The sequence below is a fragment of the Pseudoalteromonas holothuriae genome (assembly GCF_945859825.1).
Taxonomy (GTDB): domain Bacteria; phylum Pseudomonadota; class Gammaproteobacteria; order Enterobacterales; family Alteromonadaceae; genus Pseudoalteromonas; species Pseudoalteromonas holothuriae.
In genome coordinates, this window is sequence record NZ_CAMAPC010000001.1 from 96,418 (window position 1) to 115,706 (window position 19,289).

At 39.9% G+C, this 19,289-nt stretch carries 13 protein-coding genes; 10 read left to right on the plus strand and 3 right to left on the minus strand.

Annotation, left to right across the window (positions count from 1 at the left end):
• Nucleotides 1-41: 41 nt before the first annotated feature.
• The gene (rapA, locus tag OCI93_RS00405) at nt 42-2,939 is read right to left on the minus strand and encodes an RNA polymerase-associated protein RapA (protein WP_261625546.1); all 2,898 of its coding nucleotides are present in this window, start codon (nt 2,937-2,939) and stop codon (nt 42-44) included.
• A 273-nt stretch (nt 2,940-3,212) separates the two neighbouring features.
• Here rapA and OCI93_RS00410 point away from each other — a divergent pair, with 273 nt between their 5' ends.
• The 3 genes from OCI93_RS00410 (at nt 3,213) to OCI93_RS00420 (ending at nt 9,351) form a co-directional block, all read left to right on the plus strand.
• Nucleotides 3,213-4,619, plus strand: coding sequence for a PhoH family protein (locus OCI93_RS00410; protein ID WP_261592506.1), 1,407 nt, complete (start codon nt 3,213-3,215; stop codon nt 4,617-4,619).
• A 94-nt stretch (nt 4,620-4,713) separates the two neighbouring features.
• Nucleotides 4,714-8,448 (plus strand): hybrid sensor histidine kinase/response regulator, encoded by a 3,735-nt coding sequence (locus OCI93_RS00415; protein WP_261625547.1) that lies wholly within the window; start codon nt 4,714-4,716, stop codon nt 8,446-8,448.
• Complete coding sequence (locus tag OCI93_RS00420) at nt 8,449-9,351, plus strand: GGDEF domain-containing response regulator (RefSeq protein ID WP_261592504.1); 903 nt, start codon at nt 8,449-8,451, stop codon at nt 9,349-9,351.
• Between the two features lie 25 nt (nt 9,352-9,376).
• Here the strand turns inward: OCI93_RS00420 and OCI93_RS00425 are convergent, their stop codons facing one another.
• On the minus strand, nt 9,377-9,751 hold the full coding sequence (locus OCI93_RS00425; RefSeq protein ID WP_261592503.1) for a DUF3192 domain-containing protein: 375 nt from the start codon (nt 9,749-9,751) through the stop codon (nt 9,377-9,379).
• A 155-nt stretch (nt 9,752-9,906) separates the two neighbouring features.
• Nucleotides 9,907-10,854, minus strand: a complete 948-nt coding sequence (locus OCI93_RS00430; protein ID WP_261625548.1) for a D-2-hydroxyacid dehydrogenase — start codon at nt 10,852-10,854, stop codon at nt 9,907-9,909.
• 74 nt (nt 10,855-10,928) lie between these two features.
• On the opposite strand from OCI93_RS00430, the gene zntR reads away from it, so the two are divergent.
• From zntR to OCI93_RS00465, 7 genes are all read left to right on the plus strand, one after another.
• Nucleotides 10,929-11,342, plus strand: coding sequence for a Zn(2+)-responsive transcriptional regulator (gene zntR / locus OCI93_RS00435; RefSeq protein ID WP_261592501.1), 414 nt, complete (start codon nt 10,929-10,931; stop codon nt 11,340-11,342).
• Complete coding sequence (locus tag OCI93_RS00440) at nt 11,326-12,495, plus strand: SO_0444 family Cu/Zn efflux transporter (protein ID WP_261592500.1); 1,170 nt, start codon at nt 11,326-11,328, stop codon at nt 12,493-12,495. Before zntR ends, OCI93_RS00440 begins: the two co-directional genes overlap by 17 nt.
• A gap of 99 nt (nt 12,496-12,594) precedes the next feature.
• The gene (locus OCI93_RS00445; protein WP_261592499.1) at nt 12,595-13,704 is read left to right on the plus strand and encodes a 1-acyl-sn-glycerol-3-phosphate acyltransferase; all 1,110 of its coding nucleotides are present in this window, start codon (nt 12,595-12,597) and stop codon (nt 13,702-13,704) included.
• A 112-nt stretch (nt 13,705-13,816) separates the two neighbouring features.
• A complete protein-coding gene (locus OCI93_RS00450; protein WP_261592664.1) occupies nt 13,817-14,065 on the plus strand; it encodes a DUF1289 domain-containing protein in 249 nt (82 codons plus the stop codon).
• Between the two features lie 88 nt (nt 14,066-14,153).
• Entirely contained in the window at nt 14,154-14,360 is a 207-nt protein-coding gene (locus tag OCI93_RS00455) for a DUF3283 family protein (RefSeq protein WP_261592498.1), read from the plus strand.
• Nucleotide 14,361: 1 nt separating this feature from the next.
• Nucleotides 14,362-14,763 (plus strand): GNAT family N-acetyltransferase, encoded by a 402-nt coding sequence (locus OCI93_RS00460; protein ID WP_261592497.1) that lies wholly within the window; start codon nt 14,362-14,364, stop codon nt 14,761-14,763.
• A gap of 79 nt (nt 14,764-14,842) precedes the next feature.
• Nucleotides 14,843-19,285, plus strand: coding sequence for an EAL domain-containing protein (locus OCI93_RS00465; protein ID WP_261592496.1), 4,443 nt, complete (start codon nt 14,843-14,845; stop codon nt 19,283-19,285).
• The last annotated feature ends 4 nt before the right edge of the window (nt 19,286-19,289 follow it).

Sequence of the window (19,289 nt, forward strand, 5' to 3'; positions counted from 1 at the left end):
CAGCATAAACCAAAAAAATGGCTTTTGCTGAGCTTATAGAATTACTCGTGCGTAACCACTATGAGGCGAATTGCATCTAGCTTAAGTTGTGCTTTGGCAATGTGAGTGGTTAGCTCAGTGCGTTGCTTATCAAATACGGCAATTTCTTCATCACGAATATTAGGGTTGATTGCTTTGAGTGCGCTCAGTCTGCTTTGCTCATCTTCCATTACGTCCAACATTTTTTGCTGAGCTTGCGTTTGAATAGTATTCAATTGGCTCGCTACCAAGTCATTCGCAGTCGTTATTAACGGGTGAATGGCACTTTGTAGTGCATTGGCTAATTTACTCGCTGTTTGACGACCAACAGCTGATAGTTGGTTGTTAAAGGCATCAAATGCAACATTTTCGGCCAAGTTATTGCCGGCTTTATCAAGTAGGATCCGAATTGGCGTGGGCGGTAAAAAACGACCTACTTGCAACGCTTTTGGTGCTGAGGCTTCAGCAATAAATATTAGCTCAACAAAGAAAGTACCAACGGGTAATTTTTTGTTTTTTAACAGCGCAACTGATGCACTGCCAAAGTCATCATCGCAAATCATATCCATGGTGCCTTGGACCATTGGATGATCCCAACTAACAAAGTGGGCGTCTTCTTGTGAAAGGGCCGTAGTTCGGTCAAATGTTACGGTAATACCTTCTTCTTTTAAACACGGGAATGACGGGTTTAGCATGTGTTCAGTCGGTTTAAGAATAATGGTGTTTTCGCCTTTGTCTTCTTGATTAACACCAAAAATATCAAATGCGTTGATCATATACGCAGGCAGTATGACATCATCGTCAAGTTGTTCAATTTCTTTTACCAAGCGCTCAGCTTGTCCTTGGCCGCTGGAGTGAAGCTCTAGCAATCGGTCGCGGCCTTGTTCCATTTGGCTGCGCAGCACTTGGTTTTGCTTAGCGGCTTGCTCTAGCACAGGGTCTAAACTGTCTTCGTCACAGTTGTGCTCGCTAATTAACTCAAGCAATTCTTCAGAGAACTCCTTGTACAGTAGCTGACCTGTAGAGCTGGTGCTTTCAAAGGCGTCTAAGCCATCTTGATACCAACGCAGTAAAACTTCTTGTGCAGTATTTTCAAAGTATGGCACATGAATATTGACATCAAATTTTTGACCGATACGGTCAAGGCGACCGATACGTTGCTCTAGTAAGTCAGGATTAAGAGGTAAATCAAACAAGACTAAATGATGTGAAAACTGAAAGTTGCGACCCTCAGAACCAATTTCTGAACACAAGAGTACTTGCGCACTGTTATATTCGTCTGCAAAGAATGCAGCGGCACGGTCGCGCTCAACAATCGACATACCTTCATGGAACACCGCGGCTTTGATGGCTTCGCGTTCACGTAATATTTGCTCAAGGCTAATGGCTGTTTGCGCTTGTGCACAGATCAATAAAACCTTTTCATGCTTTAGAGACTTTAACGTATCTATCAACCAATCGACTCGGGGGTCAAATGCAGTCCAACCGCTGCCCTCTCCTTCAAACTCTTGAAAGATTTTTTCAGGGAATAGTGCACGTAGTGCTGATTTTTCAGGGCTTTGAATACCACCCATACTACCTAATACGGACATGGCTGTTTTATATTGTTTAGGTAATTCAATAGGGTAGCTGTGCAGCTTACGGCTTGGGTAGCCTTCAATGCCGCTGCGGCTGTTACGGAATAAAATTCTGCCTGTACCGTGACGGTCTAAAAGCATGGATAGAATTTCTTGTTTTGCTACTTCATCACCGTTTTGTGCGTTATTGAGTAAAGTTGAAATATCAGTCTCTTTTAACAGCGCAACTAAGATGGACTGGCCTTTTTCATCCAGCGCCCCATCTTGTAGTAATTGGTTGGCAGCATCGGCTACGAGTTGATAACGGCTTTCTTCTTCAACAAATGCGTCATAGTCATAGAATCTATCAGGGTCGAGTAACTGTAAACGCGCAAAGTGGCTGTAATGACCTAATTGATCCGGGGTTGCGGTTAACAAAATAAGTCCTGGAATATCTTGGCTCAGTTCGGCCATGCGTAAATATTCCGTGCTTGGTTTTTCTTTTGTAATGGTTAAGTGATGGGCTTCATCAATGACCAATAAATCCCAATCAGCTAAGGTTGCTTGTTCAAACCAGCGGCGTTTTTTAGTAATAAATTCAAGGCTCACTAGTACTAATTGCTCAGTATCAAATACATTAGGGGAGTCGGCAAACGCTTCATCACAGCGCTCCTCATCAAAAATAGAGAAGTGCAAATTAAAGCGGCGTAACATTTCAACCAACCATTGATGCTGTAAGTTCTCTGGCACAACTATCAGTACACGATTAGCGCGACCGGTTAAAATTTGTTGATGCAAAATCATGCCCGCTTCGATGGTTTTACCTAGGCCCACTTCGTCTGAGAGCAACACTCTAGGAGCAAAGCGCTTACCTACTTCATCAGCAATATATAATTGATGTGGAATTAAGCTAGCACGTTGCCCAACCACACCTTTGAGGTGTGACTGCTGGCGATTAAATTGATGCTGCCATGTTTGGTAGCGCAGAGTATAGCGATCAAAACGGTCAACTTGACCTGCAAATAGTCTATCTTGTGGTTTATTAAACTTAATAAAATGGTCAAGAAAGGTTTCTTTTAGCGTGGTTTTTTCTGACGTATCGAGACGAGTGCCGTGATAACACAGCAGGTCACCTTGTTGCTCAATGTGTTCTACTTGGAGTTCCCACTCTTCAACATGGCGAATGACGTCACCTTGGTTAAAGACTACACGCGTTACAGGGGCTTCTTGCATTGAATAAACGCGGTTTTCTCCACTGGCGGGGAACAATATGGTGACCTGACGGCCTTCCAAAGCCACTATGGTACCTAATCCTAAATCTGACTCAGTATCACTGATCCAGCGCTGACCTAAGGAAAAATTCATGTTTGTCTCGTCTTAGCAGAAAAAGGCGGCTATGTTACCCGTTCGCATGGCGTTGTTCAATCTTGTTTATTCTCTGTGAATGTGCCTATTGAGGCGCGTAAATAGAGAATGTCATAAACATTACAGTTTGCTTAATATATGTGCAGTCAGTTGTCATGAAACGGACTTTTATGACAAATAGACTAAACTTGGTTTATAGCCATGCAAATAGTTGGCATTGCCACTGAATGTATTGGGTATAGCATATATAATTGCAAACGACAGGAATGCGCTATGGGAAAAGATCAAGACCAAGACAGAAAAGTGTACGTGCTTGACACCAACGTACTACTACATGAACCCCTCGCTTATCTTTCCTTTCAAGAACATGACGTGGTAATTCCCATGACTGTGCTTGAAGAGCTAGATCATATAAAAGACAGAAAACGCGATGTAAGTCGTGACGCTAGAATTGCGATTCGAAGTCTAGATGGTGTATTAAAAGATGCCTCCCCTGAACAAATGCTAGAAGGAGTAAGCCTACCCAGTATTCAATCAGATAAAGAGCATGGCCCGCTTGCGCGCGGCAAATTGAAAATCGTGAATGATCATTTGTTTCCTGACAGCATTTCTGGTTTGCCAGGTAATGAAAATGATCATCGTATTATAAATTGTGCTGTGCATTTGCAAAAACAATATAGTGAAAAAAAATTGGTGTTGGTTACCAAAGACATCAACATGAGGCTTAAAGCCAAAGGGGCAGGGTTAAAATTTGTAGAAGATTACCGCACCGACCAATTGATTGATGATATTAAACTGCTTAGTACTGGCTTTAAGAAAATTAGTGGTGACTTTTGGCAAAATGTAGGTGACTGCTCATCCGAGCAACAAGGCCGTTATACTGTACACCATGTACCAAAGGCGTTGGTCCCTGATGTGTTTTGTAACGAATACCTAATTGATGATAGTGAACACTTTGCTGCTAGAGTCGATAGTTATGATGATAAAAATATTACTTTACGAGATTTAAGCCGTGAGCGATTGATGCATCAAGTGGCATGGGGAGTGAAACCAAAGAATATTTATCAAGGAATGGCACTTGATGCATTGCTTGACCCTGATATTGAATTGGTCATTTTAACGGGCCCAGCAGGGTGTGGTAAAACGTTACTTGCATTGGCCAGTGCTTTGGAAATGATCATTGAAAAAGGTATTTACGATAAGGTGATTGTGACCAGAAATACACCGGAAATTGCTGAAAGTATTGGCTTTTTACCAGGAACAGAAGAGGAAAAAATGGCGCCTTGGTTGGCTGCAATTACTGATACATTGGAAGTACTACATAAAAACGATGAAAGCCCTATTTCGAGTAGGAACTACATCATGGAAAAAGCTAATATACAGTTTAAGTCAGTAAATTTTATGCGTGGTCGTAGTATTCAAAATGCCGTGGTTATTTTAGATGAAAGTCAAAATTTAACGGCCTCTCAGCTGAAAACTATTATTACGAGATGTGGAGAAGGGACTAAGTTGATATGTACTGGTAACTTGGCGCAAATTGATAGTAACTATCTAACGCCCGTCACATCAGGGTTAACATACTTGGTTGAGCGATTTAAGCATTTTGAAGGCAGTGCCACCATTAATTTAAATGGTGTGGTACGCAGTCGCTTAGCATCTTTTGCGGAAGAAAATTTGTAACTTAACCAACACGAGCAGGCTGTTTTTTATGGCCTGCTTTAATTCTTTTAATAGACATGTAGCACATTACTGGTAATGTTTCTTTTTAAGAATAATGACATCCTCAGCTACGATGAAAGAAAACCAAGACTTTATTCCACTAAAAAAGTATCGCACCGCTGCCTTAGCGAGTTTATTTATGTCGATATTTGTGGCTGGTTTTTTGTGTATGCATTTATATCATATAAAGCTCAACCGCGCATTTACTCAACATCAAGCATATTATGAAGCAATCGATAGCCAAATTATTCAAAAAGTCGCTGAGGCGAGTAATGTCATAGACAATATTTTTTCAAGCCTTATGCAGCCATTGGTGTACAAGTTTGAAAGTTCGATTACTCACGAAATTGAAAAAAACAATAATTATTATCATCAGCTCGATGGTGAAGGTGGAGAAATTGTGGTTCGTAAAGCGTCACATTCAGCCTTTGATGTGCCAGATAACTGGCAGCAAATACTAGCATTAGGGCCTGCATTTAACACTGCGTTAGCGTTAATTCCAGCTTTAGATGCCATTGCCTATGTTAAAGAAGGGCAATTTGCGTTTGTTCGTCGCAGAGACAGCAGTACGAGTCATATGTTAAGTGCCATGCTTGATGGGGCGTTAGCACCTGACTTTTCTCAATCCAATTTTAGTAGCAGTCGACGGGTAAATATTGAAGAGAAACATTATTTTAGTATTGCTAAGCAAAGTGGCAACGCAGAGGGAGAATATGTGGTACTTGTCTATGACAGTGCCGATGTTGCAAATTGGCTTAAGGACGTTACATCAGAACATGTAACAATTACCCTATTTAACAAAGATAAGCTGAACCTTCTCAATGATGATGCAGTTGAACTGAAGTCAAAAACTTCTATCAACGAGATAGCACCATGGGAAGATGGTGTGCAACTTTATAGGTTAAGAGCAAACATGCCTATCTATGTTGTGTATGCCCAAGATGAGGCACAGTTTCGCAATCCTGTTTTAATAGAGGTGTTGCTGGAATTTGGCTTTTTATTGATATTTATGGTGACGATTTACCTATTATTGAGTTGGTTAGGAAACCGTATTTTTATCTACCCAGTGAGCTACTTCTTAAGTTATTTGACCTATCAAGAAAATGCGCCAAAAGGTACGTTTGATTATGTAGTTCCTGTTGATTGGCAACCGTGGTTTGCGCGTGTTAAGCAAGTTGTCACACAAAAGCAAGGTTTACTAGAACAGTTGCAGCGCCATAACGAAGTTCTTGATGAACAAGTGCAATCACAAAAACGAGCATTATCACGTTCTTTAGAAGCAAAAGAGCGTCAAGCAGCGCTGTTAAACACGGTATTAGACAGTGTACCTGATTTGATATATTTCAAGAATATAGATGGTTCATTCATTGGATGTAACCGAGCGTTTGAGTTGTTTTTAGGTGTTGAAAAGTCTCAACTAGTTGGTCGTGAACAAACTGAAATTACCAGTATGTACCCAGAATTTCTAACCCTTGAGCAGCAAATGTTTAATGAAAAAAAAGCGATCACTCAAACCATTACCTTAGATGATAAGAGTTACATGTTAACTTTAAGCCCATTTTTGTGTGCTCAGCGAGGCATGTTAGGTAGTTTGGGTGTGGCGCGAGATGTAACGATGCAGCAACAAGCGATAAAAGCACTGCAAGCATCTGAAGAAAGCTTTAAGTCGGCTATGGAATATGCGCCAAATGGTGTGATTTTAGTGTCTCTTGATAAAGAGGTGCTAGCTATGAATAAAGCTGCTCGCCGTTATTTAGATAAAGCGACGATTACGCCTCTTGTGCAGTTATCATCATTATTTACAGCAGATGGTTACTTAGCTATTTCTCACGTGCTGAGCATGCTTTTAAAAGATACAAAAAAAGTGCTTGAGCTCAGCATTTCGCAAAATGAGCCTTATAGTTGGTTGCAACTAAGTGCATCTTTGGTGTGGGATAAAAAAAAGGTGGCGAAATATTATGTTTTGCACTTGCAAGATATTACGAGTTTAACTCAGGCAAAGTTAGACGCAGAAAGGGCTACGTTGGCTAAAAGTCGTTTTATTGCCAATATTAGTCATGAGATCAGAACGCCACTTAATGTAATTCAAGGTGTGGTGGGGATTATTAAAAAACAGCAGATAAGTGAACAGCACAGCACCATGTTAGGGCAAGTTGAACATGCTTCCGAGCAATTGTTAAATATGCTCGATAGTATTTTGACTTTTGCTAAAGTAGAAGGTAAGCAACAGGCTGTGTGCATACAGCCATTTTGTGTGGCTACTACGGTACGAGACTGTTTAGAATTAATTACGCCTTTAATAGAGAAGAAGCAGCTGAAGCTGATTGTTAAAGTTGATGACCGAGTTTGGCCTGTGTTACAAAGCGATGAAAATAAAATTAAACAGATTTTGTTGAATTTACTAAATAATGCTGTGAAATATACGCAAAGTGGCACTATCACACTAAGCTTGACGGTCGAAGATAGCAGTTCAGAACAGCAAAGTGTCCGCTTTAGTGTGGCCGATACAGGTATTGGTATTAAACATGAAGATCAACAAAGGTTATTTGATGCTTTTACTCAAGGTGATGAGTCTTTATCACGCCAGCATGAGGGAATTGGGTTAGGCCTTGCCATTGTTAAGCATGAAGTCACGTTACTCGGAGGTAATATTTCACTGAACAGTGAACTTAACCGTGGTAGTGAGTTCTACTTTACCTTAAAAATGGACAAAGTAGTGTGTGTAGTCGCTCAGGCTTACTCGCCAGTATTGTGGTTATGTAAAAAGGAAAGAGTGGTTGATTACTTAAAACAAGCAGATATATGCCTTGTTTATAGCGCCAACGAAGCGATAATAGAAATGACACAGCGTGAGTATAAATCGCTTGTTGTTTGCGACCCCAATGAGGTTAGCGCATTATTACAGCATGCCCCACAATATATTGAGGGGTTAGAATCGGTTATCAGTACCCAGTTGCAGTCTTTCTCTAAAACAACATGCAATGCACCTTTGACAATTATGCCTGATGAAATGTTCTTACAAAGTGCATATAGCTGTTTACTGTATGAGCAAAATAGTCAAATGCTAATTCAGGCTCATAAGGATATTTCTGGATGCCTGTGCTTAGTAATTGATGACAACAGCTTAAATTTAGATATTACAGCAAATATGTTACTTGCTTTAAATATTAATGTGGTAGTTCAAAACTCCGCATCCAACCTTGTTGAGGTCGTTTCGGCCTTAAATCCTGATCTCATTTTGATGGATATTCACATGCCTGTGATTGATGGTTTCCAAGCGACTAAGGAGCTTAAGCAGGCATTAGAGAGTTTTAGCAATCCAATTATTGCGCTAACGGCAAATGCACAACACAGTGAGCAGGAGCGGGCGCTTGATGTAGGAATGTGTGATTATTTAACCAAACCAGTCTCACAAGCAAAATTGCATCAAGCGTTGCAAACGCACCTACAAAATGAAGATGTTTTTTTCGACAGTCATTTCGGGTTGCAACAAATGATGGGAAATGTTGAATTATTGAGCAAAACGCTTGAAAAATTCGCTAATATGTGTACAGAATATTTGCAGAAAATTGACACTGAAAATGAGTTAACCAAACTGCAGATGATAGCCCATAATGTTAAAGGTGCAGCTGGTGGAGTCGGTTTTGTTCGCTTAGCTACTACAGCGAAGCAACTTGAACTGCATTTGAAAGACCATGGCACGTTACAAAATAGTACGCTAGTGAGAAATCTAGTGATGTGTTTAACTCAAGTACGCCAATATATATTAATGAAATATCACGGTGAATAAATGCAAAACAATACCTATGTATTAGTTGTTGATAGTGACCCTTTAAATCGTGTGGTGCTTGAAAATACACTGAGCGAGGACTGTCGCATAATGTTAAGTGATAACTCAACCAGTGCATTGCAATTGATTGCTAAACACAATGTTGATTTAATCATTACCGATATCACCTTAGTTGATGATCTGGGAGGGCTATTTTTGCAACGTTTAAAAGAGTCTCCCGACACTTATATGATTCCAGTTATTATTATTTCATCTAGTAACGCCTACAGTGATGAAGTGAGAGGTTTACAAATGGGGGCGGTAGATTACATCACTAAACCGTTTAGCCCTTTAATAGTCAAAGCTAGAGTAAAAATGCACTTAGCATTGAAACAAAAAAGTGATTTATTGGAAAAGCTTGCATCGGTAGATGGATTGACCGAGTTGCCTAATCGTCGCCTATTTGATAAACATTTTGCGCAACAATGGCAGTTATGCCAAAGCGAGAAAAGTAGCCTTGCGCTGTTATTAGTGGATATCGATTATTTTAAAGAGTACAACGATGAGTATGGCTATGCTGGTGGTGATGAGTGTTTAGTCAAGGTGGCACAGGCGCTAAAGCTTGTGGTTGAACAGCAAAAGGGGTTTATTGCGCGCTATGATGGCGTAAGATTTGGTATTACTGTATCGGGCTACTCAGCCCATCAAGTTGAGGCCTTAACTACTGCGATGCATGATGCTATTGATAAGCTATTACTGTCGCATCAGTGTTCCCCGATATGTGCACATGTGAGTATCAGTATTGGGATTGTTTATACTAGAGAAAGCTTCTCTTTAGGTGTGACAAACTGCTTACAGCAAGCTGATTGCGCATTGGTTGCAGCCCACACAAACCAAGAACGTATGGTAATGATAAATAGGTGAGGTAACCCTCACCTATTCTTGCGTTTTATAGTAGCTCTGCCATCGCACTGTCACCAAAACCAATTAATTTCGCATCTTTAAAAACCAACGGTGTACATTCATCTTTGGTAACTTTACCATCAGAATGCTTGCTGTTAGTGGCAAAAAATAAGACTTGATAAACATTATCGCCTTTTTTAACGAGCTCTGTGAATTCTGGTGTATCAAATGAATTTAAAACACTTTGGTAATCGGCACCAATATTTAGCTTGGCTATTTTTTTGCGATTGTCATGTTGTGTCTTCTCCCAGTTACCATTGTGCTTTACCCAACCATGATCTACTTCGCCGTCAGAGACTGCCACAATACAACCTGAAAGGAGTGGTGTTGCAAGTGCAGCAACTAAAAGTAATTTTTTCATTTTTATATGGTCCTTAACATTATTTGGCTCTATATAAGCAAAATTATTGCCAATAGTAAAAAGGTAAATTGTTTCAAATAGTTATATTGTGTTGCTGATTATTTTAAATGTAATTTAGTTTTAATACTTCGTTATTTTAGCTAATTTTTGATAAATTACACCACTTTGTTTGTTGTGCTACTTTTAATAAATTTTTGAATGTTGTCAGCGATTTGCTGCACCAAACGAGTGATTGATTCTTTGCTCGCCCAGGCAATATGTGGTGTTACTAATAGATTTTCACCACAATAATGAAGTAGTGGATTGTTTGCATCGGCTGGCTCTTGCGATAGAACATCAATGCCTGCACCTGCTAATTGCTTGTTATTAAGCGCATCTACTAAAGCTTGCTCATTTACGATGCCACCTCTTGCCGTATTGATCAGCACCGCAGATGGTTTGAGTAATGACAGTACTGATTCATCAAATAGGTTTTTTGTGTGCTCTGTCAGTGGACAGTGGACTGATATGATGTCAGCTTGTCTTAAAGCTTGATCAAAATCTGTACGTCCAGCTCTTGTTTTTTTGCTATGTCGACGCTCTGCAATAACAACATGCGCGCCAAAAGCATGGGCTACATTAGCAACTGCTTTTCCTAGTGCACCGTAACCGACGATGACAAACTGTTTCGCATTTATTTCTGTGATTGGGTGATCTAAACGACAAAACATATCACTTTTTTGCCATAAGCCTTGCTTGCAGTCGTTGTTATAGCGATGCACATTGCCCATTAAATTACCTAGTAATGTAAACGTGAGCTGTACGACGGATGGCGTTGAGTAGCCAGCAACATTTTGGACCGAGATATTATTCGCTTTAGCAGCATTTAAATCGATATTGTTGGTCCCAGTAGCTGCAACGCAGATAAGTTTTAAATTGGGTAGGCATGCGATGGTGCTGGCATTTAAAATAACTTTATTGGTGATAATAATATCAGCGTGTTGGCAACGTGATATAACTTGTGTTGGTGGTGTGTTGCTATACACAGTAACTTGACCAAGCTTTTGTAATGGTGATAAAGAGGTATTTGCAAGGGTTTTAGCATCAAGTATTACGATATTCATATTTTTCTCAAAAGTTATTGACCTTAGTGTTAACTCCAAGGTTTATACTTTATCACGAAATAAAGGAGACAAAGATGAAAATCGGAGAGTTAGCAAAGTCGTTAGGGGTATCAACAGATACGCTACGGTACTATGAGCAGCATAACTTATTAACCCCAAGTTCAAGAAGTGAATCAGGGTATCGAATGTACAACCAAGTGCAGCAAAAGCAAGTGCAGTTTATTCTTCGTGCTAAAGATGTGGGCTTTAGTTTAAAAGAAATCTATGAATTATTACAAATTAGTATTGATAAGCATCAACATAGTTGTGAGGAAGTTAAAGGTATTACGTTACAAAAGCTGGCATTAGTTCGTGCACGTATCACTGAATTACAACGTTTTGAGCAATCTTTATCTAAACTGGCTCTGCGCTGCTGTGGTGGAACAGAAAGCGCTGATTTTTGCTCTATCTTAACTGTGTTGGAGGATGTAGATGGAACTGATAACTAATTTTTGGCAGCTATTTTTATTATCAGCGCCTTGGCTAATGCTTGGTTTATTCCTTGCGGGTTTGCTCAATGTGTTTATTGCAAAAGACTTTTTGCAACGTCACTTAGGTCAAGAAGGTTTTTGGACCACAGTTAAAGCTGCGCTAATTGGTGCTCCTATGCCATTATGTTCATGTGGTGTCATCCCCGCAGCAATCGGTTTAAGAAGGGCGGGAGGGTCAAAAAGTGCGACCACTGCATTTTTAGTTTCAACGCCAGAAACGGGGGTTGACTCTATTTCTGTTTCTTATGTTTTGCTTGGTCCATTTATGGCTGTGATCAGACCAATTGCAGCCATTTGTAGTGCGATTGCAGCAGGCGTATTGGTTGGAAGAGAAGATAAATCTATTCAAGCTAGCACTACTAAAAGTATAACTAATAATGATAGCTGCGGCACGGCAAAGTCCGCATCGCAAGTTCAGGAAAGTCATTGTTGTAGTGATAAAACGCTTAAAGCAACAGGAGAGTTAAGTCCGAGTTGCGATGATACAACTGAACAAGCGCAGCCGGTAGGTGTGAGCTGTTGTGACAATCAATCTACACCGCAACAAGCAACATTTATCAATAAACTTTATCAGGCACTGAGTTTTAGCAGCAATAAATTACTCTCAGATACCATGGTATGGTTAATGGTTGGTTTGTTTTTTGCCGCGCTTGTGCAAACTTATGTCCCTGAATCTTTTTTAAGTCAGTGGGGGAGCGGGGTACTGGCAATGCTGGTCGTTATTTTGATTAGCATTCCAATGTACATTTGTGCTACTGCATCAACACCGATTGCAGCAGGTTTACTTATGGCTGGCGTGTCTCCAGGCGCGGTATTAGTATTTATGTTAGCAGGACCTGCAACCAATATTGCTACATTGGGTGTTGTAGGCAAAGAACTTGGCCGGCGCGCTGTTTTTGCCTATTTAGGTGGCGTTGTTGGTGTTGCAATTATATTTGGCTTGTTAACTGATTTTTTAGTGTCAGCCTATGGATTTACTGTTCAGCCAATGCATCAAATGCAGCACGAAGTGCTGCCTCAGTGGTTAACACTGTTGAGTGGGGCTGTGTTACTCGCTTTGATGCTTCGTTTAGCGTTACTAGCTGGCTGGGAAAAAATGGTAATAAAATAGCCTATTAAGCACTTGCAAAGGTGGTCAGACTTGATAATCTTGGCTTCCCACAGATAAGCGCGATAAAATACGACGTTTTGAAGTTCAATCCTTAGATAAATGAGTAGTTTAGTGGATAAGTACGCACAGATAAGACCTTATAACGATGATGAAGTACCCGCGGCTCTGGGGCGTTTATTAGCTGATAATGACTTTATCGATGTCATCGCGAAGTACAACTTGCCAGCTTGGTTAAGTCATTGGTCTGCGCTTTCACGACCTCTGGTACGCGTAAGATTACGTATTAAATGGGGTGGATTCAGAACAGTTGAACAGGTTCAGCAAGAAGTGGCTTATTACTTAGAGATGCTTATCAATAATACAACCTCTAAAGTCACTTATTCTGGCCTAGATAAACTTGAAAAAGACGGTGCATATGTGTTTATTTCCAATCACAGAGATATTGTCTTGGATCCGGCGTTAATGAACTGGGGATTGCATCAACACAACATGCATACAGTACGTATAGCCATTGGTGATAATTTGTTGCAAGTGCCCTATATCACAGAGCTGATGCGTTTAAATAAAAGTTTTATCGTTAAGCGCTCAGCGAAAGCACCAAAAGAAATGCTGAAAGCACTTACGCAATTATCAGGTTACATTTTTGACTCATTACAATCAGGGCATTCAATTTGGATTGCACAAAAAGAAGGGCGAGCAAAAGATGGTGTTGATCAAACCGATCCAGCTTTACTTAAGATGCTTCAATTGCATGGACGTAAGTTAAAGTTACCCTTTGACGAGTATGTGCGAACTTTAAAGATTGTTCCAGTATCAATATCCTACCAATATGAGCCGTGTGCTATCGCCAAAGCCAAAGAGTTAGTTCATAAGCGAGAGTTTGGGGCTTACGTAAAAGCTCAGGGGGAGGATATCGAGAGTATCTTAGAGGGAATACGCTCTGATAAAGGTCATGTACATGTTGCATTTGGTGAACCGATTGCTGATCACTGTGATACGCCTGAACAGTTAGCGGATAGTATTGATCGACAAATATTGAGTCATTATTATCTGCACCCAAGTAATTATATTGCAGCTGGAGAAGACAGTGAAGCGAGTCCTCAAGAGTTACAAGACTTTTTGAAACGATTAGAAAAGGTGCCTGAGGAGTTAAAAGCGCAAGTTCTTGCGATGTATGCCGAGCCACTGAAAAGAAAATTAGTACCATAAACAAAAAGTACTTTATGATGTAGAAAAACCACTCTTAATTAGAGTGGTTTTTTGTTTGCTATTTGCCCATAAAATCAAGTTATACTGATAATAAGAAACTGGTATGGGTATTATGGAACAAATAGAAATTTTTGAGATCCCCAGTCCATGTAAGGGGATTTGCCAAGTCAATAACCGAGGCTATTGTAAAGGCTGTTATCGCAGTCGTGAAGAGCGTTTTGCCTGGAATGACTTAACCAGTGCCCAAAAGCGTAAGGTCACCGTGTTGTGCCAGCAACGCTACAAACGTTATTTGGCAACTAAGAAAAAGCAAAATGCACAAAATGATAAGCCAAATGAGCAGCAATCTTTAGACTTTTAAGGGTCGGTAGCCATCAGCTTAAAGGTCATATATAAAGATATGATATAATAGTGGGTATCTCTAAATTTGAATTAATGATGTGATAACGATGAGTTTTAATTTATGTAACTTACCTAGGCAAGAGAAGTATCAAATTCAGCTAGATTATGAAGCATCTTTTTGGGCTTACCAAATTAAACGCTCAAAAAGTACGCGCGAATCTGTTTATCAAGCAATCAATAGCCGACCGCAATCAGAGCAAGAGATATTGAAACAACGCTTTGAGTATTACCTTAGCATTATGCTTGCGGGGTAATGTGCGAGTTATTCAATTGAATGCAGTCGCTACTCCATTGATAAATAAGTTTTATCAACAGCATCGAGGCAGAGGTAGAGCAACCAAACAAGATCAAAATTGGGTCGCTAAAGATTTGTATATAATCGCAGCCTGTCGGGTGCAAAACAAAGAAGGCTTGTTACTTTTATCTAGCGTTTTAGTCGCGCCTGAATTCCGTAATAAAGGAGTTGCAAGAGCACTGCTAACTCAGGCTCTTTGCCATCAAACCGGTGACGTTTATACCTTTGCATATCGGCATTTGTATAGTTTTTATCAACGGTTGAATTTTGTTGAATGTCTACTGCCACCTGCACTACAGCCATATTTCAACAGTTATATTGCGCAAAAGCGTGATATTGTGGCAATGTGTTTATCTAAGTAATGTAATCTGTAGACGTATGCCAAACATCTTTTCAAAGCTCGTAGTATTACTGTTTTCTATCATTTTATGCAGTGTAGCAATGCACGCGCATGCGTCTCAAGAAGTGACTCGTTTATCTCCCTCAGAAGGGTTGTCGCAAAGCTATGTAAACACTTTAATGATTGATAATAAAGGCTTCTTGTGGCTGTCAACGGAAGGGGGTCTAAATCGCTATGATGGTTATCAAGTACTCACAGTTAAGGGGCCACAAGGTGTCTTAGATGAAGCGATAATTGATAGTATTTATCAAGATCCTCAAGGCAGGGTATGGATAGCATCGCGCGCAGCTGGTTTATACGGCTATGACCCTAAAAAGGATAACTTTCGCAAATATATGAATTCACCTCGTAATGAGCTGGAATTTTTGCAATATGGCGTGAATGATATGTTATCAAAAAACGAGCGGCAATTATGGTTAGCTCGCGGCGATAACGTGTCTGTACTTGATATAGAATCAGGCAAAATTAATGTTGAAATTCAGTTACCTATTGATAAAGAGGTTGGGTTTTCACGTGATTTACTCAGTGTGGGTGATTATTTATTTATAGCCAGCTCAGAAGGCGTGTTTGTCTATCACCAAAAGCTAAAGAAATTATTACTTATTAAGCATATCGATAAGGTCGTACACGAGTTTCAAAAATACACAAAATCATTGGCATTGTTAGACCCAGAAACATTGTTAATTGGTGCTGTGCAAGGTTTGTATAAGGTTGATATTAGTCAGCTTGAAAACCAGTTTGGATATGCTGATAACCGCTGGCAATATGAAACGCTTATTAGCGATTTAAATATTTGGAAAATAACGACCAAGCCAAATAAACTGGTATTGGGTACAGATAAAGGTTTAATTGATTTTGACGTAAATACACGAGCTTTAAGCCGAGATCACCGCATAGCACAAAGTGTGTATAGTTTGGCTGATACGAGTATTATTGATTTTGTTGAAGATCAGCAAGGTGCGTTATGGGTTGCAACAAAAATGGACGGCGCATTCTATTTACCCAAAGAGCAGTCTAATTTTAATAATGTTAATGCACTTACTGTTAAAGGTGCGGGTTTTTCTCATAGTAATGTATGGGATTTGCAGGCGTATGATGGCAAAATTTGGGCTGCGACTAATGATGGTTTAACTTGTTATAACCCAGAAACGGGAAAAACAGCGAATTACCTCAAAGGTTACCTAGGTGAAGCGGTATTACCTGAGTTTTCAGTTTTACGGCTTTTTTTATACCAAGATGAATTTTGGTTAGTCACCAACCGTGGGTTGTTTATTTTTAATCCTAATACTAACAATATTAGGCGTCCGCCTGTTGAAGGTATCGAGAATCAAGAGATTATACGAGATATTGTATTTGGCATAACGTTGTTGCCAAGCGGTGACCTTTATTTTGTAAACAATAATGAGGGGTTTTTTCATTATGATATTGCGCAACACACACTGTCACGGTTAAAGGGCGATTTACGAGATAAAGACCCATTTTTATCTCATGGCTTTAGGGCTCCCTTATGGGATAAACCAGATCAACCTTTGTTTTTTTCAGGAGGAATACTTTATCGCTTTATTCCTTCGACTCAAAGTTTAGAACAAATCTATGCTGGGCCAAATGCAAGTGAACAATCACCTGATATTCTTCTGACTTACACCATAGATAAGAACAATATATTGTGGTTAGCGATGTCAAATATGGGTCTTATTGGTCTTACGCTTGATAGCTACGAAGTGGCGCATCAGATTGATCTGCGACAGCTAAAGCTAGAGACGCCTATGTATGAAATGCGTCAAGATTCCGCCGGAATGATTTGGATGTCATCACATAAAGGGATCTGGCGTTTAGACCCTGATAATTTACATATGCAGCAATTTACTACCGAGGATGGGTTGTTCACCAATGAATTTAATTGGGGGGCATCAGAGCAGCTTGATGATGGCAGTATTGTATATGGTTCATTGAGAGGGTTTACGGTTTTTGACCCAGCAGTTAATCGACCTAAAAAACCTTTGTTATCAAGGGTGATTATTACCTCTGTAGAGCTAATGTCACGTAAGCTAGAGTTAAATGGGCTAAAAGCAATTGAGCATTTGGAACTGGATTATGACGATTTAGGTTTGGAGGTGGCATTTTCGGCAATGATCTTTAATTTTCAAGACCGAGTGGTGTACGAGTACCAAATTTCTGGTGGTCAAAAAACATTAACGCGCAGTAATAATCGTGTTGTATTTCCAAAGCTTAACCCGGGTAATTACCAACTTAAAGTATGGGCCAAAGACCCATTAACTGGCGAATATACACAGCCTGCTAAATTAAACATTAAAGTTAAATATCACTTTTTACGCTCACCAATGGCATTGGCTACATATATTTTGTTTGCGTTTCTTTGCTTTAGTTTATGGATGTATAGAAAAAACAAAGTTGAGCAAATGATAATTGCTGCCCATAAAGAAACTCAAAATAGTGAGGCGAGGCTTAAACTGGCATTGGAAAGTAGTGGTTCAGGGGTATGGGATTGGCAACTAGATAATCATTTTATTTTTCAACCAAGGCTGACAACAGAGCTTGAGTATCCAAATGATAACGTCACATTTGATGAGTATTTAAAAATTATTCATCCCAGTGATAGAGCGCTGTTTAGAATTGAGTGGTTAGAGTTTGTCTCAACCGATAAAGGAACCTTTAATTGCACTTATCGACTACAACATAAGCAAGGTTACTGGCGGTGGTATAAGGATTACGGCAAAGTGATGGCTTGGCGTGATACTATTCCTGAGCGAGTAACAGGTACTTATACCAACTTAACAAGAGAGCGTATTTTTGAAGAGCGAGCGCGTTTATTTGGTGCTGCGTTTGAGCAAACACGCGATTGGGTTTTTATCTTAGATAGGAACTTACGTATACAAGCATGTAACACTGCATTGCAGCAAGCCTTTGAAATTGAAGCTGAACCAGATTCTAGTACCAAGCTTAATCTTGGCTTGAGCCGTCAAGTACGAATGCGTTACCTTCGAGCAATGACGCAACTTAAACCCGGTGAGCATTACAGTGTAGAAGAGCGCTTAACCCAGCCAAGTGGTGAAGTATGTTTTGTACTGATTAAGGTTAGTGCAGTGCCAGATTCAAGTGGTGAGTTAGAGAATTACGTAGTTGTGATGACAGATATAAGTTCACAAAAACGTACTGAGCAAGAGCTTTATCAATTAGCAAACTATGACGTCCATACGCAATTACCTAACAAGGTATTATTCATTGACCGGGTGCAGCATGCGCTGTCTCAGGCACAAAAGAATGTGCCTGTTGTCGTTATAGCGCTGTGTTTTAAGCGATTAAAAAGATACCAAGAAGCACTCACAACAGAGCAATATGTCAATGTTGCTCGCCAACTTGTGAGTATTTTGCGGCAAAGCTTTCGCGAACAAAACAGCATTGGTGTTGAAGGAAGCCAAGAGTTTTACATATTAGTAGAGCAGGTCAAAGATGTATCTGAAATCACGCGTTATATCAGTGAACTCATACAGCAATTTGAAAAGCCAAAGGTGATTTGTGCTCATGAGCTGTCTTTAGATGTGTGTATTGGGGTTGCCAGTGCGCCAGAGGATGGTACTGAAGCGTTTGCACTTTGCCAAAATGCCAAACTAGCGCTTAGTCACGCTATGCATCAACCAAATGCAGGTGTTCACTTTTTTAAACAAGAGATGAATAAGCAAGTACAACGTACATTTTTACTTGAAAAGGACTTACGTCGTGCACTTGATAATGGCGAATTTTCTAATAATTACCAGCCGATCATTAATGGTACCAGTAAAAAAATTGATGGTTTTGAGGTCTCTATTAATTGGTCTAGTATATTACAATATGATGCTAAGAGCACCGAAGCGAGCGTTGCTAAAACTGGCTTATGCTCTTTAATCAGGCTGCGAACATTAGAGCGAGCATTAATCGAATTAAAGCACTGGCACTGTCACGATGAACAATTATATATTGCGTTGAATTTATCTGCTGCCGATTTTAAAAATTCCAACTTACTGAATCAAATTAAAGATATTCTGTCACGCACTGGTGTAGCGGGACGATTTATTGCATTTGAAATTACAGAGTCTGTAATGATGAGCGATATTTCTCATGTTCTAGAAATTATGTATCAGTTGAAGGTGTTGGGTTGTCGATTATTTATGGATGACTTTGGTACAGGTTACGCTTCTTTGACATACTTAAAGCAGTTTCCAATTGATGTCTTGAAAATCGATCGCAGTTTTGTTGCTGAAATTGGCGTAGATAATGAACACGAAGTGATAGTGCATGCTAGCTTGTCTCTGGCTCATAGTTTAGGCATGCAGTGTATCGCAGAAGGCTTAACGACACCTGCTCAATTAAGATTTTTGCGTATGTTAGGGTGTGATTACTTTCAAGGAACACTTTTTTGTTCGCCTCAATCAGGTGAGCAAGTTGCAGCTTTGCTTGAAAAAAATTGGCAACCAAGCTTTTCTTAACGGT